This is a genomic window from Streptomyces sp. NBC_00490 (assembly GCF_036013645.1).
In the GTDB taxonomy this organism is placed as follows: Bacteria; Actinomycetota; Actinomycetes; order Streptomycetales; family Streptomycetaceae; genus Streptomyces; species Streptomyces canus_F.
Genome location: NZ_CP107869.1, coordinates 5,981,881 through 6,003,923, shown reverse-complemented (window position 1 = coordinate 6,003,923; position 22,043 = coordinate 5,981,881). Strand labels below are relative to the sequence as shown.

Genomic DNA, 22,043 nt, shown 5'->3' with positions numbered 1-22,043 from the left:
TGGTGACCGCCTCCGTGAACACCCCCTTGGAGATTCCCGCACTCACCGACGCCGAGGAGCTGAGCTGCGACGTCCTCGTCATCGGCGGCGGCACCGCCGGCACCATGGCCGCCCTGACCGCCGCCGAGCACGGCGCCGACGTGATCCTCCTGGAGAAGGCCCACGTCCGGCACTCCGGCGCCCTCGCCATGGGCATGGACGGCGTCAACAACGCGGTCGTCCCGGGCCGCGCCGAGCCCGACGACTACGTCGCCGAGATCACCCGCGCCAACGACGGCATCGTCGACCAGTCCACCGTCCGCCAGACCGCCACCCGCGGCTTCGCCATGGTGCAGCGACTGGAGTCCTACGGTGTGAAGTTCGAGAAGGACGAGCACGGCGAGTACGCGGTCCGCCAGGTCCACCGCTCCGGCTCCTACGTGCTGCCCATGCCGGAGGGCAAGGACGTCAAGAAGGTCCTGTACCGGCAGCTGCGCCGACGCGAGATGCGGGAGCGGATCCGCATCGAGAACCGGGTGATGCCGGTCCGGGTGCTCACCGCTCCCGAGGACGGGCGGGCCGTGGGCGCGGTCGGCTTCAACACCCGCACCGGCGCCTTCGTGACGGTCCGCGCGGGCGCCGTCATCCTCGCCACCGGCCCCTGCGGCCGCCTGGGCCTTCCGGCCTCCGGCTACCTGTACGGCACCTACGAGAACCCCACGAACGCGGGCGACGGCTACGCCATGGCGTACCACGCGGGCGCCGAGCTCACCGGCATCGAGTGCTTCCAGATCAACCCGCTGATCAAGGACTACAACGGCCCCGCCTGCGCCTACGTCGCCAACCCCTTCGGCGGCTACCAGGTCAACCGGCACGGCGAACGCTTCGTCGACTCCGACTACTGGTCGGGCCAGATGATGGCGGAATTCGCGGCGGAGGTCGCCTCGGACCGGGGCCCGGTGTACCTGAAGCTGAGCCATCTGCCGGAGGAGTCGATATCGGCCCTGGAGTCGATCCTGCACTCCACGGAACGTCCCTCCCGCGGCACCTTCCACTCCGGCCGCGGCCACGACTACCGCACCCACGACATCGAGATGCACATCTCCGAGATCGGCCTGTGCGGCGGGCATTCGGCCTCGGGAGTACGGGTGGACGACCACGCCCGTACGACCGTCCCCCGCCTCTACGCCGCCGGTGACCTCGCCTGCGTCCCCCACAACTACATGATCGGCGCCTTCGTCTTCGGCGACCTGGCGGGCGCGGACGCCGCCCGGTTCCGGCCCTACGAGGGCGAGTTGCCTCTTCACCAACTCCGCGAGGCCCACGAGCTGATCTACCGCCCGCTGCGCAACCCGGACGGCCCGCCGCAGCCCCAGGTCGAGTACAAGCTGCGCCGCTTCGTGAACGACTACGTCGCCCCGCCGAAGTCCGGCGCCCGTCTCTCGCTCGCCCTGGAAGCCTTCGAGCGGATGCACACCGACATCGCGGAGATGGGCGCCCGCACCCCGCACGAACTGATGCGCTGCGCCGAGGTCTCCTTCATCCGCGACTGCGCGGAAATGGCCGCGCGCGCCTCCCTGGCCCGCACGGAGTCCCGCTGGGGCCTCTACCACGACCGCCTCGACCACCCCCAGCGCGACGACGCCTCCTGGTTCCACCACCTCGACCTGCACAAGTCCCCCTCCGGCACGATGGAGTTCACGGCCCGTCCCGTGGCCCCTTACCTGGTCCCCGTCGACGAGTTCGCCCCCACTGGCGGTCCCTCCCGGCAGCTGGGCGAGGTGCATCCGGAGGACGTGGCGACGGCCGGTTCCCGGGACCGAGCGCCGATGGCGGCGGGGGTGCCAGTGGGGGCGGGTGGGGCGGAGTCGGTGGGGGCGGCGGAGTCGGTGTCGGTGTCGGAGCCAGCGTCGCTGTCGGGGAGGGGGCCCCTCCCCCTCCCCACCCACCCCACCCCCGAGACTTCCTCCGCCCGCCTCCTCGAACTCGTCGCCCTCGCCGAGCAGGAGCCCGAACTCGGCGCCCTGCGGCCGTACTTGAGCGACCCGGTGCCCGCCGTGCGACGCGAGGCCGTCGCCGTGCTGACGGAGGCGCTGCCGCTGGGGACGGGCCCCGCCCTGGCCGAGGCCCTCCGCGACTCCGCCGCCGAGGTACGCGCCGCCGCCGCGGCCTCACTGCGCGAGCTCGTCGAGACGCTGCCGCCCGAACCCGCCCTCCGCGACGGCCTCGCCGCCGCCCTCGCCGAGCCCGACCCGGTCGTCCGCGCAGCCGCCCTCGACGTGCTGCGCGCCCTGCGGCTGGGCGACACGGAGCTGTTCGCCGGCTCGCTGACCGACCCCGACATCGCCGTCCGCATCGAGGCGGTACGCGCCCTCGTCTCGGTCGACGCCGCGGAGCAACTCGCCCACGCGGCACCGTCCGAGCCGTCCCGCGAGGTCCGGGTCGCGATCGCCAAGAGCCTGGCGACGGTGTCGACGGAACATCCCGTCGCTGCCGTTCTCACCGCTCTCGCCGACCTCACCGCGGACGCCGACGCCCTGGTCCGTGCCGCCGCCTACGCCGCACTGGGCACCACGGGCTGCCACGGACCCCTCGCCGCCCGTGCGGTGACCGCCCTCGACGACCCGGCCTGGCAGGTACGGTCCGGAGCGGCGACCGCCCTGTCCGCGGCCGACCCGGATGTCGCCGTCCCCGCCCTCGCCAAGACCCTCGCCGACCCGAACGCCGACGTCCGCAAGGCGGCGGTCCTGGCCCTGACCCGCCACACGGCCACCGGGGACGCCCGCGCGGCCCTGGCCACGGCGACGACGGACTCGGACGCGGACGTCAGGGCGTACGCGACCCGAGCACTGTGACCAGGCCGGCGCCGGAGCCCCTGTCCGTCTCCGGCGCCGGAGGCGGAATCGGCGCCCGCGGCCCGTTCCTAGGTCCAGTCGGGCTCCGGTTCCTCGTCCATCTCGGGCCAGTGGTCGGCACCCGGATCCGCATGGCTCTCCGGACTCGGCGCCCCCGCGGCCGGAGGGCTGTCGCCGAGTCCGGCCAGAACCGCCAGCACACCCTCGCCGTATGTCACCAGCTTCTTCTCGCCGACGCCGCCGACCGTCCCGAGCTGTGCCACCGATGTCGGCCACACGGTCACGATCTCCCTGAGCGTGGCGTCGTGGAAGATGACGTACGCCGGGACGCCCTGCTCGCGCGCCTGCTCGCCCCGCCACGCCCGCAGCGCCTCGAAGGCCGGCATCAGCGATTCGGGCAGCTCCACCGCCGCGGCCTTCGCCTTGCGTTCGCCCCGTCCGGAAGAGGATCCGGCGGTCTTCGCGGTGACCGGCTTCTTCGGCTCCTTGCGCAGCGGTACGTCGCGTTCGCGCCGCAGCACCGCGCCGCTCGCCTCGGTCAGCACCAGCGTGCCGTACTCCCCCTCGACCGCGAGCAGTCCCTGTGCCAGCAGCTGGCGGACGACGCCGCGCCATTCGCCCTCGGAGAGTTCCTCGCCGATGCCGAACACGGACAGCTGATCGTGGTCGAACTGGATGACCTTGGCGGTGCGCTTGCCCAGCAGGATGTCGACGATCTGCACCGCGCCGAACTTCTGGCCGCGCTCGCGCTGCAGTCGCACCACCGTCGACAGCACCTTCTGCGCGGCGACCGTGCCGTCGATGGTCTCCGGCGGGGTGAGGCAGGTGTCGCAGTTGCCGCAACCTGACGGGTCCGGCTCCTGGCCGAAGTAGTTCAGCAACTGGCCGCGCCGGCACTGGGCCGTCTCGCACAGCGCCAGCATCGCGTCCAGGTGGGAGGCGGCCCGGCGGCGGAACGCCTCGTCGCCCTCGCCGGACTGGATCAGCTTGCGCTGTTGTATGACGTCGTTGAGTCCGTAGGCCATCCAGGCCGTCGACGGCAGTCCGTCGCGTCCGGCGCGGCCGGTCTCCTGGTAGTAGCCCTCGACCGACTTGGGCAGGTCGAGGTGGGCGACGAAGCGGACGTCCGGCTTGTCGATGCCCATGCCGAAGGCGATGGTCGCGCACACGACCAGGCCCTCCTCGCGCAGGAACCGCGACTGGTGCGCCGCGCGGGTGCCCGCGTCGAGCCCCGCGTGGTAGGGCACGGCCTCGATGCCGTTCTTGCTCAGGAACTCCGCCGTCTTGTCGACCGAGTTGCGCGAGAGGCAGTACACGATGCCCGCGTCGCCTTCGTGCTCCTGCCGCAGGAAGGTCAGCAGCTGCTTCTTCGGGTCGGCCTTGGGTACGACCCGGTACTGGATGTTGGGCCGGTCGAAGCTCGCCACGAAGTGCCGGGCCGTCGGCATGTTCAGCCGCTGGGTGATCTCCTGGTGGGTCGCGTGCGTGGCCGTCGCGGTCAGCGCGATCCGGGGGACGTCGGGCCAGCGCTCACCGAGCAGGGAGAGGGACAGGTAGTCGGGGCGGAAGTCGTGGCCCCACTGGGACACGCAGTGCGCCTCGTCGATCGCGAAGACCGAGATCTTGCCGCGCGAGAGGAGGTCCAGCGTGGAGTCGAGCCGCAGCCGCTCCGGTGCCAGATAGAGCAGGTCCAGCTCGCCCGCAAGGAACTCCGCCTCCACCACCCGCCGCTCGTCGAAGTCCTGCGTGGAGTTCATGAACCCGGCGTTCACGCCGAGCGCCCTGAGCGCGTCCACCTGGTCCTGCATCAGGGCGATGAGCGGTGAGACCACGATGCCGGTACCGGGTCTGACCAGGGACGGGATCTGGTAGCACAGTGACTTGCCGCCACCTGTCGGCATGAGGACCACGGCGTCGCCGCCCGCGATCACATGCTCGATGACCGCGCCCTGCTCGCCGCGGAAGGCCTCGTACCCGAAGACCCGGTGCAGCGTGGCCAGCGCCTCACTCTCGGCCGTGTCTGCCACCTCGGTCGTCCTTGGCATCTCGCTGATCCCACCCATCCCGCGCATAGCCCTGTCCCCCGTACGTGGTCCCTCGACCACTGCGTCCACGATAGGGGTCCGCACCGACAACGCCGGAGTTATCCACAGGCTCGTCCCGTGACTCTCCGCGGTCATGCGAATGGCCTCCGTCACATGGCGCCGTCGTGGTCGCCGGGACATGCTGCTCGGGCGGGTCAGGGGAGACCCGCCCCTCACCGGACGGCGTGTCTCACAGGAACGCGCGCCTCTTCCGCTTCAAGGAGCCCCATCATGTCCTCTCGGCCCCTCAAGGCCGCCATCACCATGGCGATAGCCGGCGCTCTCTCCCTGACCGCCGCCCCCGCGCAGGCGGCGCCCGAGCCCGACCCGTTCGTCTGGGTGGACCTGGTCCCGACGTACACGAACACCGCCACATCCGCCTACGAGCCGCTCGCCCCGCCGGACGGCTGGGCCCGCACCGACACCTGTGTGCCCGAGATGGGCTACCGGTACGTCAACGCGGAGTACCTCGCCGACGACGTCGTCGATGCCGGCAAGCCGGAGGTCCTGCTGTACCAAGGCGGCTCCGACACGAGCGACCGTGATCTGGTCGGAGTGGCATGGGCCGTCAAGAACACGGGACAGGCCGCGCCGACGCTGTTCGGCGAGACGTTCCGCAGCACCGAGGTGCCCGGCTACTACACGCTTCACGCGTGGATCTACGAGGACAACCCCGACGGGTTCTTCGAACCCTTCAACCCCACCGTGACGTGTCCGGGCGCGCCGACACCGGCGACCACGACCACCACGGCCACCCTGCCTGACTGGGTGGCCAGCCTCGACGACCTCGACGGGACGTCCTGAGCGCAACGCGGCGGCCCCGGTTCCCTCGAAGGGAACCGGGGCCGCCGTACAGGCTCCGGGGTACGGGCACCCCGGGTCAGCGCACGAACACTCCCGCCTGGTTCGCCAGGTCCAGGAAGTACTGCGGCGCCACACCGAGCACCAGCGTGACCGCCACGCCGATCCCGATCGCCGCCATCGTCAGCGGCGACGGCACGGCGACCGTCGGGCCCTCGGGCCGCGGCTCGCTGAAGAACATCAGCACGATGACGCGGATGTAGAAGAACGCCGCGATGGCCGACGAGATCACGCCGACCACGACCAGCGGCGCCGCGCCGCCTTCCGCCGCCGCCTTGAACACGGCGAACTTCCCGGCGAACCCGGAGGTCAGCGGAATGCCGGCGAAGGCCAGCAGGAACACCGCGAACACGGCGGCCACGAGGGGCGAACGGCGTCCGAGGCCGGCCCACTTGGACAGGTGCGTCGCCTCACCTCCGGCATCGCGTACCAGCGTCACCACGGCGAACGCGCCGATCGTGACGAACGAGTACGCCGCCAGGTAGAAGAGGACGGACGAGACGCCGTCCGGCGTGGTCGCGATGACGCCCGCGAGGATGAAGCCCGCGTGCGCGATCGACGAGTACGCCAGCAGTCGCTTGATGTCGGTCTGCGTGATCGCGACGATCGCACCGCCGAGCATGGTGACGATCGCGACGCCCCACATGACCGGCCGCCAGTCCCAGCGCAGGCCCGGCAGTACGACGTAGAGGATCCGCAGCAGCGCGCCGAACGCGGCCACCTTGGTCGCCGCCGCCATGAACCCGGTCACCGGCGTCGGAGCGCCCTGATAGACGTCCGGCGTCCACATGTGGAAGGGGACCGCGCCGACCTTGAACAGCAGGCCCATGACGATCATCGCGGCGCCGATCAGCAGCAGCGCGTCGTTGCCCATGGTGTCCGCGAGGGCCGGGTCGACGTTCGTGACCGTGCCGTCGACGACCTGGGCGATCTTCGCGTACGACACGGAGCCCGCGTACCCGTACAGCAGTGCGATGCCGAACAGGGTGAACGCGGAGGCGAAGGCGCCGAGGAGGAAGTACTTGACCGCGGCCTCCTGCGACATGAGCCGCTTGCGGCGGGCCAGGGCGCACATCAGGTACAGCGGCAGGGAGAAGACTTCCAGCGCGACGAACAGCGTCAGCAGGTCGTTGGCCGCCGGGAAGATCAGCATGCCGGCGACGGCGAACAGCAGCAGCGGGAACACCTCGGTGGTGGTGAACCCGGCCTTCACCGCGGCCTTCTCGCTGTCGCTGCCCGGTACGGAGGCGGCCTGCGCGGCGAAGGAGTCGACCTGTTTTCCGTGCTCCACCGGGTCCAGGCGCCGTTCGGCGAAGGTGAACAGGCCGACCAGTCCCGCCAGCAGGATCGTGCCCTGGAGGAAGAGTGCCGGTCCGTCGACGGCGATCGCGCCCATGGCGACGATGCCCGCCTTGGTGGTGGCGTATCCGCCCTGCGCGAGCGCGACGACCGCGGCGAAGGCCGAGATCAGCGCTACTGCGGAGACGAACACCTGGGCGTAGTACCGCTGCTTGCGCGGTACCGCCGCCTCGATGAGCACCCCGATGATCGCCGCGCCGAGCACGATCAGCGTGGGTGACAATTGTGCGTATTCGATCTTCGGCGTATCGATCTTCGAGATCGGATCGGCCGCGGTTGTCCACAGGCTGTGGACGGCTGTTGCGCTCACTTGGCCGCCTCCACCTCGGGCTGGGGGTCCTTCTTCTGGACGTCGGACATGGTCGCCTTGACCGCCGGGTTGACGATGTCGGTGACGGGCTTCGGGTAGACGCCCAGGAAGATCAGCAGGACGACCAGCGGCGCGACCACCACCAGTTCCCGCACCCGCAGGTCGGGCATTGTCGCGACCGCGGGCTTCACCGGGCCCGTCATCGTCCGCTGGTAGAGGACGAGGGTGTAGAGCGCGGCGAGGACGATGCCGAAGGTGGCGATGATCCCGATCGCCGGGTAGCGCGAGAACGTGCCGACCAGGACCAGGAACTCACTCACGAAGGGTGCGAGCCCCGGCAGCGACAGCGTCGCCAGTCCGCCGATCAGGAAGGTGCCGGCGAGCACCGGGGCGACCTTCTGCACCCCGCCGTAGTCGGCGATGAGCCGCGAGCCGCGCCGCGAGATCAGGAACCCGGCGACCAGCATCAACGCGGCCGTCGAGATACCGTGGTTGACCATGTAGAGCGTCGCGCCGGACTGGCCCTGGCTGGTCATCGCGAAGATGCCCATGATGATGAAGCCGAAGTGCGAGATCGACGCGTACGCCACCAGCCGCTTGATGTCCCGCTGGCCGACCGCGAGCAGCGCCCCGTAGACGATGCTGATCACCGCCAGGACGAGGATCGCGGGCGTCGCCCACTTGCTGGCCTCCGGGAAGAGCTGGAGGCAGAAGCGGAGCATCGCGAAGGTGCCGACCTTGTCGACGACCGCCGTGATGAGGACGGCGACCGGAGCGGTGGCCTCCCCCATCGCGTTGGGCAGCCAGGTGTGCAGCGGCCACAGCGGCGCCTTCACCGCGAAGGCGAAGAAGAAGCCGAGGAACAGCCAGCGTTCGGTGTTCGTCGCCATGTCGAGCGAGCCGTTGGCCCGCGCCTCGGCGATCTCCTGCAGGCTGAAGTTCCCGGCGACCACGTACAGGCCGATCACCGCGGCCAGCATGATCAGACCGCCGACCAGGTTGTAGAGGAGGAACTTGACCGCGGCGTACGAGCGTTGGGCCGCCGCCTTCTCGTCGGTGCCCGCGTGGGCCCGGTCCCCGAAGCCGCCGATGAGGAAGTACATCGGGATGAGCATGGCTTCGAAGAAGATGTAGAAGAGGAAGACGTCGGTGGCCTCGAAGGAGATGATCACCATCGCCTCGACGGCCAGGATCAGGGCGAAGAAGCCCTGCGTCGGCCGCCACCGGGTGTTCCCGGTCTCCAGCGGGTCGGCGTCGTGCCAGCCCGCGAGGATGATGAACGGGATCAGCAGCGCGGTCAGCGCGACGAGCGCCACCCCGATGCCGTCCACGCCCAGCTCGTACTTGACCCCGAAGTCCTTGATCCACCAGTGGGATTCGGTGAGTTGGTAACGGTCGCCGTCCGGGTCGAAGCGGACCAGGACGATCGCGGCGAGCACGAGGGTCGCCAGCGAGACGAGCAGCGCGAGCCACTTGGCTGCGGTGCGTTGCGCGGCCGGTACGGCGGCCGTGGCGATCGCGCCGATCGCCGGGAGCGCCGCCGTCGCTGTCAGCAGAGGAAAGGACATCGGTATCAGACCGCCCTCATCAGCAGGGTCGCGGCGATCAGCACTGCCGCACCGCCGAACATCGAGACCGCGTACGACCGCGCGTAGCCGTTCTGCAGTTTGCGGAGCCGTCCGGAGAGGCCGCCCATGGAGGCCGCCGTACCGTTGACCACGCCGTCGACCAGGGTGTGGTCGACGTACACCAGGGACCGGGTGAGGTGCTCGCCGCCGCGGACCAGGACGACGTGGTTGAAGTCGTCCTGGAGCAGGTCGCGGCGGGCGGCCCGGGTGAGCAGGGATCCGCGCGGGGCGACGACCGGGACCGGGCGTCGGCCGTACTGGAGGTAGGCGAAGGTGACGCCGATGACCATCACGGCGACCGTGGCACTGGTGACCGTGGCCGCGCTGAGCGGCGAGTCGCCGTGGTCGTGCCCGGTGATGGGCTCGAGCCAGTGCAGGAAGCGGTCACCGATGCTGAAGAAGGCGCCCGCGAAGACCGATCCGAAGGCCAGCACGATCATGGGGATCGTCATGGACCTGGGCGACTCGTGCGGGTGCGGCTCCGCGTGCTCGCCGTGGTGCTCGGCGGCGGGCTCCGCGCTCGGTGCCTCGGGAGAGCGGGTGGGCTGGTTCCTCCAGCGCTCCTCCCCGAAGAACGTCATCAGCATCACGCGCGTCATGTAGTACGCCGTGATGGCCGCGCCCAGCAGGGCCGCGCCGCCGAGGATCCAGCCCTCGGTGCCGCCCTTGGCGAAGGCCGCCTCGATGATCTTGTCCTTGGAGAAGAAGCCGGACAGACCCGGGAAGCCGATGATCGCGAGGTAGCCGAGGCCGAAGGTGACGAAGGTGATCGGCATGTACTTCCGCAGGCCGCCGTACTTCCTCATGTCGACCTCGTCGTTCATGCCGTGCATGACCGAACCGGCGCCGAGGAACAGCCCGGCCTTGAAGAAGCCGTGCGTCACCAGGTGCATGATCGCGAAGACGTAGCCGATGGGGCCGAGGCCCGCGGCGAGGACCATGTAGCCGATCTGCGACATGGTCGAGCCGGCCAGCGCCTTCTTGATGTCGTCCTTCGCGCAACCGACGATCGCACCGAACAGGAGCGTGACGGCACCGACGATGGTGACGACCAGCTGGGCGTCCGGAGCGAGGTTGAAGATGTTGGCGGAACGGACGATCAGGTAGACGCCCGCGGTCACCATGGTCGCGGCGTGGATGAGGGCCGAGACCGGGGTCGGGCCCTCCATCGCGTCCCCGAGCCAGGACTGCAGCGGCACCTGGGCGGACTTGCCGCAGGCGGCGAGCAGCAGCATCAGGGCGATGCCGGTGAGGGTGGCCTCGGAGGCGCCGGTGACCAGCCCGGGCTCCTCATGGCTGCCGAGGAGCGGTCCGAAGGCGAAGGTCCCGAACGTCGTGAACATCAGCATGATCGCGATCGACAGGCCCACGTCGCCGACGCGGTTGACCAGGAAGGCCTTCTTCGCGGCGGTCGCGGCGCTGGGCTTGTGCTGCCAGAAGCCGATCAGCAGGTAGGAGGCGAGACCGACGCCCTCCCAGCCGACGTACAGCAGAAGGTAGTTGTCGGCGAGGACGAGCAGCAGCATCGCCGCGAGGAACAGGTTCAGATAGCCGAAGAAGCGGCGGCGCCGCTCGTCGTGCTCCATGTACCCGACGGAGTACAGGTGGATCAGCGAGCCGACGCCGGTGATCAGCAGCACGAACGTCATCGACAGCTGGTCGAGGCGGAAGGCGATGTCCGCCTGGAAGCCCTCGACCGGGACCCAGCTGTACAGGTGGCTCGTCAGGGTCCGGTGTTCGGCGTTCTTGCCGAGCAGGTCGGCGAAGAGTACGGCGCCGATCACGAAGGAGGCGGCCGCGAGGGCGGTGCCGATCCAGTGGCCGACGGCGTCGAGCCGCCGGCCGCCGCACAGCAGTACGGCCGCTCCGAGCAGGGGCGCCGCCACCAGCAGCGCAATCAGGTTCTCCACGATTCAGCGACCCCTCAGAGCTTCATCAGGCTGGCGTCGTCGACCGAGGCCGAGTGGCGGGAGCGGAACAGGGACACGATGATCGCGAGCCCGACCACGACCTCCGCGGCGGCGACGACCATCGTGAAGAAGGCGATGATCTGGCCGTCGAGGTTGCCGTGCATCCGGGAGAAGGCGACGAACGCCAGGTTGCAGGCGTTGAGCATGAGCTCGATGCACATGAACACGACGATGGCGTTGCGCCTGATCAGTACGCCGGTGGCGCCGATCGTGAACAGCAGTGCCGCGAGGTAGAGATAGTTGACGGGGTTCACTTCGACGCCTCCTCGGTCCGCTTGAGGTTCGCCGGTGCCGTGTCGGTCCGCTCCAGGCGCTCCTCGGCGCGCTGTTCCAGTGCGCGCAGATCGTTGAGCGCCTCGGTCGAGACGTCACGGATCTGGCCGCGCTCGCGCAGCGTCTTGTTGACGGTGAGCTCGGAGGGGGTGCCGTCGGGCAGCAGGCCCGCGATGTCCACGGCGTTGTGCCGGGCGTACACACCGGGTGCGGGCAGCGGCGGAAGGTGCTTGCCCTCGCGGACGCGCTGCTCGGCCAGCTCGCGCTGGGTCTTGGCCCGCTCGGTGCGCTCGCGGTGGGTGAGCAGCATGGCGCCGATGGTGGCCGTGATCAGCAGGGCGCCGGTGATCTCGAAGGCGAACACGTACGTGGTGAAGATGAGGGTGGCGAGTCCCTCCACGTTGCCGTTGGCGTTGGCCTGCGCCGTCCCGTTGAACTCGGTCAGGGAGGCGTTGCCGATGCCGGCGATGAGCAGGATGCCGAAGCCGAGGCCGCAGAGCAGGGCCAGCCAGCGCTGGCCCTTGATGGTCTCCTTCAGGGAGTCCGCGGCGGTGACGCCGACGAGCATCACCACGAAGAGGAACAGCATCATGATCGCGCCGGTGTAGACGATGATCTGTACGACGCCCAGGAAGTAGGCGCCGTTGGCGAGGTAGAACACCGCCAGGATGATCATGGTGCCGGCGAGACAGAGCGCGCTGTGCACGGCCTTCTTCATGAGGACGGTGCACAGGGCGCCGATCACGGCGACGGTGCCGAGCACCCAGAACTGGAAGGCCTCGCCGGTGGAGGTGGAGTAGGCGGCGAGCTGCATGCTCATGCGCCGACCTCCTCTTCTTCCGGGCGCTCTCCCTTGGAGACGGCGACCTGCTGGACCGTGCCGGGCGCGGCCTCGGTCACCAGGCCCCGGTAGTAGTCCTGCTCGTCCGTCCCCGGGAAGATCGAGTGGGGCGAGTCGACCATGCCCTCTTCGAGCCCGGCGAGCAGCTGCTCCTTGGTGTAGATGAGGTTGGCGCGGCTGGAGTCGGCGAGCTCGAACTCGTTGGTCATCGTCAGCGCGCGCGTGGGGCACGCCTCGATGCACAGGCCGCACAGGATGCAGCGGGCGTAGTTGATCTGGTAGACGCGCCCGTACCGCTCGCCCGGCGAGTAGCGCTCCTCTTCCGTGTTGTCCGCGCCCTCGACGTAGATCGCGTCGGCGGGGCAGGCCCAGGCGCACAGCTCGCAGCCGACGCACTTCTCCAGGCCGTCCGGATGGCGGTTGAGCTGATGCCGTCCATGGAAACGGGGAGCGGTGGTCTTCTGCTGCTCGGGGTACTGCTCGGTCAGCCGCTTCTTGAACATGGCCTTGAAGGTCACGCCGAAGCCGGCTACCGGATTCTGGAAACCGGGATCGGTCTCCTTGGGCTCCTCAGCCATCGGACGCCTCCTTTCCATCCAGAGATCCGTCACTCTGAGTATCGGGCCCGCCACTGACAATCAGCTCCCGCTCCCGGCGCGGGCGGCGCCTGGGCACGGGTGGCAACTCCTGTCCGGGCAGCGGCGGTACGGGGAATCCGCCGGCCATCGGGTCGAAGCCGACGGGCGGGGCGGGCTCCTCCTTCGGCTTGCGGAACATGTCCGCGACGAAGGACAGCAGCAGGAGCGCCAGGACACCGCCGGCGACGTAGAGGGCGATGTCGGCGAAGTCGTAGTTCTCGTTGCGCAGGGTCCGCACGGTCGCGACGAGCATCAGCCACACCACGGAGACCGGGATGAGGACCTTCCAGCCGAGCTTCATCAGCTGGTCGTAGCGCACCCGTGGGAGCGAGGCGCGCACCCAGATGAACATGAACAGGAACGCCTGGACCTTGAGGACGAACCAGAGCATCGGCCACCAGCCGTGGTTCGCGCCCTCCCAGAAGGTGCTGACCGGCCAGGGAGCCCGCCAGCCGCCGAGGAACAGCGTGGTCGCCACGGCCGAGACGGTGATCATGTTCGCGTACTCGGCGAGCATGAACAGCGCGAACTTGATGGACGTGTACTCGGTGTTGAAGCCGCCGACCAGGTCGCCCTCGGACTCCGGCATGTCGAAGGGGGCGCGGTTGGTCTCGCCGATCATCGTGATGATGTAGAGGACGAAGGAGACCGGCAGCAACAGGATGTACCAGCGGTCCTGCTGCTGCTCGACGATCGTGGACGTCGACATCGAGCCCGAGTAGAGGAACACGGAGGCGAACGCCGCACCCATGGCGATCTCGTAGGAGATCATCTGCGCGCACGAGCGCAGGCCGCCGAGCAGCGGATACGTCGATCCGGAGCTCCAGCCGGCGAGGACGAGGCCGTAGATGCCCACGGAGGCGGTCGCGAGGATGTAGAGCATCGCAATCGGCAGGTCGGTGAGCTGCATGGTGGTGCGGTGGCCGAAGATCGAGATCTCGTTGCCGGCCGGGCCGAAGGGGATCACCGCAATCGCCATGAAGGCCGGCACGGTCATGATGATCGGCGCGAGGATGTAGACGACCTTGTCGGCGCGCTTGACGACGAGGTCTTCCTTGAGCATCAGTTTCACGCCGTCAGCGAGCGACTGGAGCATGCCCCAGGGGCCGTTCCGGTTGGGGCCGATGCGCAGCTGCATCCAGGCGACGACCTTGCGTTCCCAGACGATGGCGAGCAGCACGGACAGCACCACGAAGGCGAAGCAGAAGACCGCCTTGAGGACGACCAGCCACCAGGGGTCGGTGCCGAACAGCGAGAGGTCTTCAGCGGCGAGGTACGGGCTCATGCCTCCACCTCCTTGGGGGCTTCGGCGGCGAGCGTCGCCGGGCCGATGCGGACGAGTGAGCCGGGCACCGCGCCGGCGTCGGAGGCGACTCCCCTGCCCGCGGAGTTCAGGGGGAGCCAGACCACGCGGTCGGGCATCTCGGTGATCTGCAGCGGGAGTTCGACCACGCCGGCGGAACCGGTCACGGCGAGGAGGTCGCCGTCCTTCACCCCGGCCTCGGCGGCGGTGGCGGCCGACACGCGCGCGTGGGCCGCGTGCCGCGTCCCGGCGAGCGCCTCGTCGCCGTCCTGGAGACGGCCCTGGTCGAGCAGCAGCCGGTGCCCGGCCAGCACGGCCTCTCCGGCGGCCGGCCGCGGCAACTGGGCGCCGGTCTCCAGCGGTTCGGTGGCCCGGGGTCCGTCCCAGGCGCCGAGCCGGTCGATCTCGGCGCGCACGGTCCTGAGGTCCGGAAGACCCAGGTGGACGTCCATGGCGTCGGCCAGCATCTGCAGCACGCGCGCGTCGGTGGGCGCGAGGCGGCGGGTCATCTGCTCCGGCTTGAGCGCGGCCTCGAAGAAGCGCACCCGGCCTTCCCAGTTGAGGAAGGTGCCGGCCTTCTCGACGACCGCGGCAACCGGCAGGACCACGTCCGCGTGCTCGGTGACCTCGCTGGGCCGCAGCTCCAGCGAGACCAGGAAGCCGACCTCGTGAAGTGCTTCACGTGCGCGTGCCGGGTCCGGGAGGTCGGCGACCTCGACGCCCGCGACGACCAGCGCCCGGAGTTCTCCGGTGGCGGCGGCCTCGACGATCTGGCCGGTGTCGCGGCCGTAGCGGTGCGGGAGTTCGGCGACGCCCCAGGCGGTGGCGACCTCCTCACGCGCGCGTGGGTCGGTCGCCGGACGTCCGCCCGGCAGCAGCGACGGCAGCGCGCCCGCCTCGACCGCCCCGCGTTCTCCCGCCCTGCGCGGGATCCACACCAGCCGCGCGCCGGTCGCGGACGCGGCCCGTACGGCGGCGGTCAGTCCGCCCGCCACGGCGGCCAGCCGCTCACCGACGACGAGTACCGCGCCCTCGGAGCGCAGCGCCTCGGCGGCCCGGGCCCCGTCGCCGTCCAGGCCGACCCCGCCCGCGAGGGCGTCCAGCCACTCGGTCTCGGTGCCGGGAGCGGCGGGCAGCAGCGTGCCGCCGGCCTTCTCCAGACCGCGCGTCGCGTGCGTGGCCAGCGCGAACACCTGCTGCCCGTGCTTGCGCCAGGCCTTGCGCAGCCTCAGGAAGACGCCGGGCGCCTCCTCCTCGGCCTCGAACCCGACCAGCAGGACGGCGGGCGCCTTCTCCAGTGCGGTGTAGGTGACGCCCGTACCGTCGAGGTCGCGGCCGCGTCCGGCGATCCGCGCGGCGAGGAAGTCGGTCTCCTCACCGCTGTGCACGCGTGCGCGGAAGTCGATGTCGTTGGTGTCGAGCGCCACGCGCGCGAACTTGCTGTACGCGTAGGCGTCCTCGATGGTGAGCCGGCCGCCGGTGAGGACTCCGGTCCGGGAGCGGGCCGCGGCGAGCCCCTGGGCGGCCGCCTCCAGGGCCTCGGGCCAGGAGGCGGGCTCGAGGACGCCTTCGGCGTTGCGCACCAGGGGCGTCTCCAGGCGGTCGCGCTGCTGCGCGTAGCGGAATCCGAACCGCCCCTTGTCGCAGATCCACTCCTCGTTGACCTCGGGGTCGTTGGCCGCGAGCTTGCGCATGACCTTGCCGCGCCGGTGGTCGGTGCGCGTGGCGCAGCCGCCGGAGCAGTGCTCGCAGACGCTCGGGGTGGAGACCAGGTCGAAGGGGCGCGAGCGGAAGCGGTACGCCGCCGAGGTGAGCGCGCCGACGGGGCAGATCTGGATGGTGTTGCCGGAGAAGTACGACTCGAAGGGGTCGCCCTCGCCGGTGCCGACCTGTTGCAGTGCGCCCCGCTCGACCAGTTCGATCATCGGGTCGCCCGCGATCTGGTTGGAGAAGCGGGTGCAGCGGGCGCACAGCACGCACCGCTCGCGGTCGAGGAGCACCTGTGTGGAGATCGGTACGGGCTTCTCGTAGGTCCGCTTCTTGCCCTCGAAGCGGGACTCGGACTGGCCGTGCGACATGGCCTGGTTCTGCAGGGGGCACTCGCCGCCCTTGTCGCAGACCGGGCAGTCCAGCGGGTGGTTGATGAGGAGGAGTTCCATCACACCGTGCTGGGCCTTCTCCGCGGCCGGCGAGGTGAGGTGGGTCTTCACCACCATTCCGTCGGTGCAGGTGATGGTGCAGGACGCCATCGGCTTGCGCTGGCCCTCGACGTCGACGATGCACTGGCGGCAGGCGCCGGCCGGGTCGAGGAGGGGGTGGTCGCAGAAGCGGGGGATCTCGATGCCGAGTTGTTCGGCGGCGCGGATGACCAGGGTGCCCTTGGGCACGCTGATCTCCACGCCGTCGATGGTCAGCGAGACGAGATCTTCCGGCGGGACCGCCGCCTCTCCCCCACCGGAGGGAGCGCTCGTGGTCACCGTCATGCGTTCACCTCCGTGCGGGAGTCGGCCCAGACCGTCGACTTGGCCGGGTCGAAGGGGCAGCCGCGGCCCGTGATGTGCTGCTCGTACTCCTCGCGGAAGTACTTGAGCGAGGAGAAGATCGGCGAGGCGGCACCGTCGCCGAGGGCGCAGAACGACTTGCCGTTGATGTTGTCGGCGATGTCGTTGAGCTTGTCGAGGTCGGACATGACGCCCTTGCCGGCCTCGATGTCGCGCAGCAACTGCACGAGCCAGTAGGTGCCTTCGCGGCAGGGTGTGCACTTGCCGCAGGACTCGTGGGCGTAGAACTCGGTCCAGCGGGTGACGGCGCGGACGACGCAGGTCGTCTCGTCGAAGCACTGGAGGGCTTTGGTGCCGAGCATGGAACCGGCGGCACCGACTCCCTCGTAGTCGAGGGGGACGTCGAGGTGCTCGTCGGTGAACATGGGCGTGGAGGAGCCGCCCGGCGTCCAGAACTTCAGCCGGTGTCCGGCCCGCATTCCGCCGCTCATCTCCAGGAGCTGGCGCAGGGTGATGCCGAGCGGGGCCTCGTACTGGCCGGGGCTGGTGACATGGCCGCTGAGCGAGTAGAGCGTGAAGCCCGGGGACTTCTCGCTGCCCATCGACCTGAACCAGTCCTTGCCCTTTTGCAGAATCGCGGGAACCGACGCGATCGACTCGACGTTGTTCACCACAGTCGGGCATGCGTAGAGGCCCGCGACGGCGGGGAAAGGGGGACGGAGCCGCGGTTGACCCCGGCGGCCTTCGAGCGAGTCGAGCAGTGCGGTCTCTTCACCGCAGATGTACGCGCCCGCGCCCGCGTGCACGGTGAGTTCCAGGTCGAGCCCGCTGCCCAGGATGTTCTCGCCGAGGAAGCCCGCCTCGTAGGCCTCGCGCACGGCCTCGTGCAACCGCCGCAGGACGGGGACGACTTCACCCCGCAGATAGATGAAGGCATGCGACGACCTGATGGCATAACACGCGATGACGATGCCCTCGATGAGGCTGTGCGGGTTCGCGAACAGGAGCGGGATGTCCTTGCAGGTTCCCGGCTCCGATTCGTCGGCGTTGACAACCAGATAGTGCGGCTTTCCATCACCCTGGGGAATGAACTGCCATTTCATTCCGGTGGGGAATCCGGCGCCGCCGCGGCCGCGCAGACCGGAGTCCTTGACGTACGCGATCAGGTCGTCCGGTGACATGGCGAGCGCCTTGCGGAGCCCCTCGTATCCTTCGTGCCTTCGGTAGACGTCCAGAGACCAGGACTTGTCCTCGTCCCAGAAGGCCGACAGCACGGGTGCGAGCAGCTTCTCGGGGCTGGTGTCTTTCAGTTCGGGTGCCAAGGTCATCACTCCCCCTCCTCGGCGGTAGGCCCTGCCGGGTGGGCCGGGTCGGAGGCCGACGTGTCCTGAGGCGCGTCGTGCGAGCTCAGGTGCTGTGTCGGTGACGGGTCGTGTACGGCCCTGTCGTGCGGTTCGTCGTGCGGGCCGCCGTCACGCGGGTGGACCACGCGCGCGGGTGCGGCCTCTCCTCTGGCCAGGCGGAGGCCCACCAGTGACGCGGGTCCCGCGCCGCCGCTCGCCTCGACGGCTCCTGGCCGCTCGTCGGGGAAGCCGGCGAGGATCCGCGCGGTCTCCTTGAAGGTGCACAGCGGCGCCCCGCGCGTGGGCTCGACGGTCCGGCCCGCGCGCAGGTCGTCGACGAGGCGTTTGGCGCTGGAGGGGGTCTGGTTGTCGAAGAACTCCCAGTTGACCATCACGACGGGCGCGAAGTCGCAGGCCGCGTTGCACTCGATGTGCTCCAGCGTGACCTTGCCGTCCTCGGTGGTCTCGCCGTTGCCGACGCCGAGGTGCTCCTGGAGCTCCTCGAAGATCGCGTCACCGCCCATCACCGCGCACAGGGTGTTGGTGCAGACGCCCACCTGGTAGTCACCGCTCGGCCTGCGCCGGTACATGGTGTAGAAGGTGGCGACCGCGGTGACCTCGGCGGTGGTCAGGCCCAGCACGTCCGCGCAGAACCGCATCCCGGTGCGCGTGACATGGCCCTCCTCCGACTGCACGAGATGCAGCAGCGGCAGGAGCGCGGACCGGGAGTCGGGGTAGCGGGCGATGACCTCGCGCGCGTCCGCCTCCAGCCGGGCTCGAACGTCGTCCGGGTAGGCGGGCGCGGGCAGTTCGGGCATGCCCAGGCTGACGCCCTGCTCGGAAGAAGAGGTGGTCACCGGTCGACGCCTCCCATCACGGGGTCGATGGACGCGACGGCGACGATGACGTCGGCGACCTGGCCGCCCTCACACATCGCCGCCATGGACTGAAGGTTGGTGAAGGACGGCTCGCGGAAGTGGACCCGGTAGGGGCGGGTGCCGCCGTCGGACACGGCGTGCACCCCGAGTTCGCCCTTGGGCGACTCGACGGCCACGTACGCCTGCCCCGGCGGGACCCGGAAGCCCTCGGTGACCAGCTTGAAGTGGTGGATCAGGGCCTCCATGGAGGTGCCCATGATCTTCTTGATGTGGTCGAGGGAGTTGCCGAGCCCGTCGGGGCCCAGGGCGAGCTGGGCGGGCCAGGCGATCTTCTTGTCGGCGACCATGACCGGGCCGGGCTGGAGCCGGTCCAGGCACTGCTCGATGATCCTGAGGGACTGGCGCATCTCCTCGAGGCGGATCAGGAAGCGGCCGTAGGAGTCGCAGGTGTCGGCGGTCGCGACGTCGAAGTCGTAGGTCTCGTAACCGGAGTACGGCTGTGCCTTGCGCAGGTCGAACGGCAGACCGGTGGAGCGCAGGATCGGGCCGGTGATGCCGAGGGCCATGCAGCCGGCCAGGTCGAGATAGCCGATGTCCTGCATACGGGCCTTGAAGATGGGGTTCCCGGTGGCGAGCTTGTCGTACTCCGGGAGGTTCTTCCTCATCTTCTTCACGAACTCGCGGATGTGGTCCACCGCGCCGGGCGGCAGGTCCTGCGCGAGTCCGCCGGGGCGGATGAACGCGTGGTTCATCCGCAGGCCCGTGATGAGCTCGTAGATGTCGAGAATCATTTCACGATCACGGAATCCGTAGATCATGATCGTGGTGGCGCCGAGTTCCATGCCGCCGGTGGCGATGCACACCAGGTGCGAGGAGAGCCGGTTCAGCTCCATCAGGAGCACCCGGATGATCTTGGCCCGCTCGGTGATCTGGTCCTCGATGCCGAGGAGTTTCTCGACGGCGAGACAGTAGGCGGCCTCGTTGAAGAAGGACGTCAGGTAGTCCATGCGCGTCACGAACGTGGTGCCCTGCGTCCACGTGCGGTACTCGAGGTTCTTCTCGATGCCGGTGTGGAGGTAGCCGATGCCGCAGCGGGCCTCGGTGACCGTCTCGCCGTCGATCTCCAGGATCAGGCGGAGCACTCCGTGCGTGGACGGGTGCTGGGGGCCCATGTTGACGACGATGCGCTCGTCGTCGGCGCGGGCCGCGGACTGGACGACCTCGTCCCAGTCGCCACCGGTGACCGTGTAGACGGTGCCCTCGGTGGTCTCCCGGGCTGATGCTGACTGCGTGCTCACGAGTACGACCTCCGCTGGTCCGGAGCCGGGATCTGGGCGCCCTTGTACTCGACGGGGATGCCGCCGAGGGGGTAGTCCTTGCGCTGCGGGTGGCCCTGCCAGTCGTCCGGCATCATGATCCGCGTCAGGGCCGGGTGACCGTCGAAGACGATCCCGAAGAAGTCGTAGGTCTCACGCTCGTGCCAGTCGTTGGTCGGATAGACGGAGACCAGGGACGGGATCTTCGGATCGGCGTCCGGGGCGCTGACCTCGAGGCGGATCAGCCGGTTGTGGGTGAGCGAGCGCAGGTGGTACACCGCGTGCAGCTCGCGGCCCTTGTCGTGCGGGTAGTGCACCCCGCTGACGCCGGTACAGAGCTCGAAGCGCAGGGCCGGGTCGTCGCGCAGGGTGCGGGCGACGCGCAGCAGGTGCTCGCGCTCGATGTGGAAGGTGAGCTCGTCGCGGTCGACGACCGTCTTCTCGATGGCGTTGTCGGGCAGGAGTCCCTGCTCCTCCAGTGCTCCCTCGAGTTCGTCGGCGACCTCGTCGAACCAGCCGCCGTAGGGGCGGGCCGCGGGGCCCGGCAGCCGGACCGAGCGCACCAGGCCGCCGTAGCCGGAGGTGTCGCCGCCGCTGTCGGCGCCGAACATGCCGCGCTGGACGCGGATCTCCTCGCCGCCCTGGCCGCGCTGGCCGGGGAGGTTCTGGCCGCTGAGGTCCTTCTCGGGGTTCGCGCCGTCGCCAGCGCCGTTCGCGTCGCTCACCGCAGCAGCCCCTTCATCTCGATGGTGGGCAGGGCCTTGAGCGCCGCTTCCTCCGCCTCGCGGGCCGCCTCCTCGGCGTTCACGCCGAGCTTGGAGCCCTGGATCTTCTCGTGGAGCTTGAGGATGGCGTCCAGCAGCATCTCGGGCCGTGGCGGGCAGCCCGGGAGGTAGATGTCGACGGGGAGGATGTGGTCGACGCCCTGGACGACCGCGTAGTTGTTGAACATGCCGCCCGAGGACGCGCAGACCCCCATGGAGATGACCCACTTCGGGTTCGCCATCTGGTCGTAGACCTGCCGGACGACCGGGGCCATCTTCTGGCTGACCCGGCCGGCGACGATCATGAGGTCGGCCTGGCGGGGTGAGCCGCGGAAGACCTCCATACCGAAGCGGGCCAGGTCGTAGCGTCCGGCGCCGGTGGTCATCATCTCGATGGCACAGCAGGCGAGGCCGAAGGTGGCGGGGAAGACGGACGCCTTGCGCACCCAGCCCGCGGCCTGCTCGACGGTGGTCAGCAGGAAGCCGCTCGGCAGCTTTTCTTCGAGTCCCATGAGTTAGAGGCCTCTCAGTCCCATTCCAGGCCGCCGCGCCGCCACACGTACGCGTACGCAACGAAGACGGTGAGCACGAAGAGCAGCATCTCCACGAGCCCGAAAACACCCAGGGCGTCGAAGGTGACGGCCCAGGGGTAGAGGAAGACGATCTCGATGTCGAAGACGATGAAGAGCATCGCCGTCAGGTAGTACTTGATGGGGAAGCGCCCGCCGCCGGCCGGCGTGGGGGTCGGCTCGACCCCGCATTCGTAGGCGTCGAGCCTGGCCCGGTTGTACCGCTTCGGACCGATCAGCGTGGCCATGACCACGGAGAAGATCGCAAAGCCTGCCCCGAGGGCTCCCAGTACGAGGATGGGCGCATACGCGTTCACCGCTCCTCGCTCCTCTCAGTCGGCACTGACTGCTGGCGATGGCGTTGAGTTCGCTGCCGCCCCACCCGTCCCGCAAGTCCCGCCCGTCCCGGCGAAGATCGCGAACATGTGAAGCAGGTCACAAGCCCAACTGACCCGCATCTTATGCCCGCCGGTCTGTGATCTGCGACACGGGGTATTGCACAAGCTTTGTGATCTCCACCACCTGACGAAGGATCATGAAGTCGGATGAGCGGTGATCTTCGTACGCGAAG

General features: G+C 69.5%; 17 protein-coding genes. 2 read left to right on the top strand and 15 right to left on the bottom strand.

The genetic code is table 11. The features are described 5' to 3' along the window. The first annotated feature begins 2 nt into the window (after window positions 1–2). Window positions 3–2,834: a fumarate reductase/succinate dehydrogenase flavoprotein subunit gene (locus tag OG381_RS27380; RefSeq protein WP_327718735.1), complete on the top strand. Its 2,832-nt coding sequence runs from the start codon at window positions 3–5 to the stop codon at window positions 2,832–2,834. A 68-nt stretch (window positions 2,835–2,902) separates the two neighbouring features. On the opposite strand, the gene recQ is transcribed toward OG381_RS27380, so the two are convergent. After that, window positions 2,903–4,906, bottom strand: coding sequence for a DNA helicase RecQ (gene recQ / locus OG381_RS27375; RefSeq protein WP_327718734.1), 2,004 nt, complete (start codon window positions 4,904–4,906; stop codon window positions 2,903–2,905). 243 nt (window positions 4,907–5,149) lie between these two features. Here recQ and OG381_RS27370 point away from each other — a divergent pair, with 243 nt between their 5' ends. Continuing rightward, on the top strand, window positions 5,150–5,722 hold the full coding sequence (locus OG381_RS27370; protein ID WP_327718733.1) for a hypothetical protein: 573 nt from the start codon (window positions 5,150–5,152) through the stop codon (window positions 5,720–5,722). A gap of 76 nt (window positions 5,723–5,798) precedes the next feature. Here OG381_RS27370 and nuoN read toward each other — a convergent pair whose 3' ends face one another. The 14 genes from nuoN to OG381_RS27300 are packed head-to-tail and all read right to left on the bottom strand — an operon-like array spanning window position 5,799 to window position 21,789. Further along, window positions 5,799–7,448 carry an NADH-quinone oxidoreductase subunit NuoN gene (gene nuoN / locus OG381_RS27365; RefSeq protein WP_327718732.1) on the bottom strand — a complete coding sequence of 550 codons (1,650 nt, stop codon included), beginning with the start codon at window positions 7,446–7,448 and terminating at the stop codon, window positions 5,799–5,801. Then, window positions 7,445–9,016 (bottom strand): NADH-quinone oxidoreductase subunit M, encoded by a 1,572-nt coding sequence (locus OG381_RS27360; protein ID WP_327718731.1) that lies wholly within the window; start codon window positions 9,014–9,016, stop codon window positions 7,445–7,447. The genes nuoN and OG381_RS27360 overlap by 4 nt, the downstream gene beginning before the upstream one ends. A gap of 5 nt (window positions 9,017–9,021) precedes the next feature. Next, on the bottom strand, window positions 9,022–10,986 hold the full coding sequence (gene nuoL, locus OG381_RS27355) for an NADH-quinone oxidoreductase subunit L (RefSeq protein ID WP_327718730.1): 1,965 nt from the start codon (window positions 10,984–10,986) through the stop codon (window positions 9,022–9,024). Between the two features lie 14 nt (window positions 10,987–11,000). Continuing rightward, complete coding sequence (gene nuoK, locus OG381_RS27350; protein WP_003974374.1) at window positions 11,001–11,300, bottom strand: NADH-quinone oxidoreductase subunit NuoK; 300 nt, start codon at window positions 11,298–11,300, stop codon at window positions 11,001–11,003. After that, window positions 11,297–12,139 (bottom strand): NADH-quinone oxidoreductase subunit J, encoded by an 843-nt coding sequence (locus tag OG381_RS27345; RefSeq protein ID WP_327718729.1) that lies wholly within the window; start codon window positions 12,137–12,139, stop codon window positions 11,297–11,299. The genes nuoK and OG381_RS27345 overlap by 4 nt, the downstream gene beginning before the upstream one ends. Then, window positions 12,136–12,738 carry an NADH-quinone oxidoreductase subunit NuoI gene (gene nuoI / locus OG381_RS27340; protein ID WP_327718728.1) on the bottom strand — a complete coding sequence of 201 codons (603 nt, stop codon included), beginning with the start codon at window positions 12,736–12,738 and terminating at the stop codon, window positions 12,136–12,138. Before nuoI ends, OG381_RS27345 begins: the two co-directional genes overlap by 4 nt. Continuing rightward, a complete protein-coding gene (nuoH, locus tag OG381_RS27335) occupies window positions 12,731–14,083 on the bottom strand; it encodes an NADH-quinone oxidoreductase subunit NuoH (protein ID WP_327718726.1) in 1,353 nt (450 codons plus the stop codon). The genes nuoI and nuoH overlap by 8 nt, the downstream gene beginning before the upstream one ends. Continuing rightward, window positions 14,080–16,584 carry an NADH-quinone oxidoreductase subunit G gene (locus tag OG381_RS27330; protein WP_327718725.1) on the bottom strand — a complete coding sequence of 835 codons (2,505 nt, stop codon included), beginning with the start codon at window positions 16,582–16,584 and terminating at the stop codon, window positions 14,080–14,082. The genes nuoH and OG381_RS27330 overlap by 4 nt, the downstream gene beginning before the upstream one ends. Continuing rightward, on the bottom strand, window positions 16,581–17,930 hold the full coding sequence (nuoF, locus tag OG381_RS27325) for an NADH-quinone oxidoreductase subunit NuoF (protein ID WP_327718724.1): 1,350 nt from the start codon (window positions 17,928–17,930) through the stop codon (window positions 16,581–16,583). Before nuoF ends, OG381_RS27330 begins: the two co-directional genes overlap by 4 nt. Beyond that, a complete protein-coding gene (gene nuoE / locus OG381_RS27320; RefSeq protein ID WP_327718722.1) occupies window positions 17,930–18,802 on the bottom strand; it encodes an NADH-quinone oxidoreductase subunit NuoE in 873 nt (290 codons plus the stop codon). Before nuoE ends, nuoF begins: the two co-directional genes overlap by 1 nt. Next, a complete protein-coding gene (locus OG381_RS27315; RefSeq protein WP_327718720.1) occupies window positions 18,799–20,121 on the bottom strand; it encodes an NADH-quinone oxidoreductase subunit D in 1,323 nt (440 codons plus the stop codon). Before OG381_RS27315 ends, nuoE begins: the two co-directional genes overlap by 4 nt. Further along, window positions 20,118–20,864: an NADH-quinone oxidoreductase subunit C gene (locus tag OG381_RS27310; protein ID WP_327718719.1), complete on the bottom strand. Its 747-nt coding sequence runs from the start codon at window positions 20,862–20,864 to the stop codon at window positions 20,118–20,120. The genes OG381_RS27315 and OG381_RS27310 overlap by 4 nt, the downstream gene beginning before the upstream one ends. Beyond that, the gene (locus OG381_RS27305) at window positions 20,861–21,415 is read right to left on the bottom strand and encodes a NuoB/complex I 20 kDa subunit family protein (RefSeq protein ID WP_266823447.1); all 555 of its coding nucleotides are present in this window, start codon (window positions 21,413–21,415) and stop codon (window positions 20,861–20,863) included. The genes OG381_RS27310 and OG381_RS27305 overlap by 4 nt, the downstream gene beginning before the upstream one ends. Before the next feature lie 14 nt (window positions 21,416–21,429). Continuing rightward, window positions 21,430–21,789, bottom strand: coding sequence for an NADH-quinone oxidoreductase subunit A (locus tag OG381_RS27300; RefSeq protein WP_046261007.1), 360 nt, complete (start codon window positions 21,787–21,789; stop codon window positions 21,430–21,432). Between the last annotated feature and the right edge of the window lie 254 nt (window positions 21,790–22,043).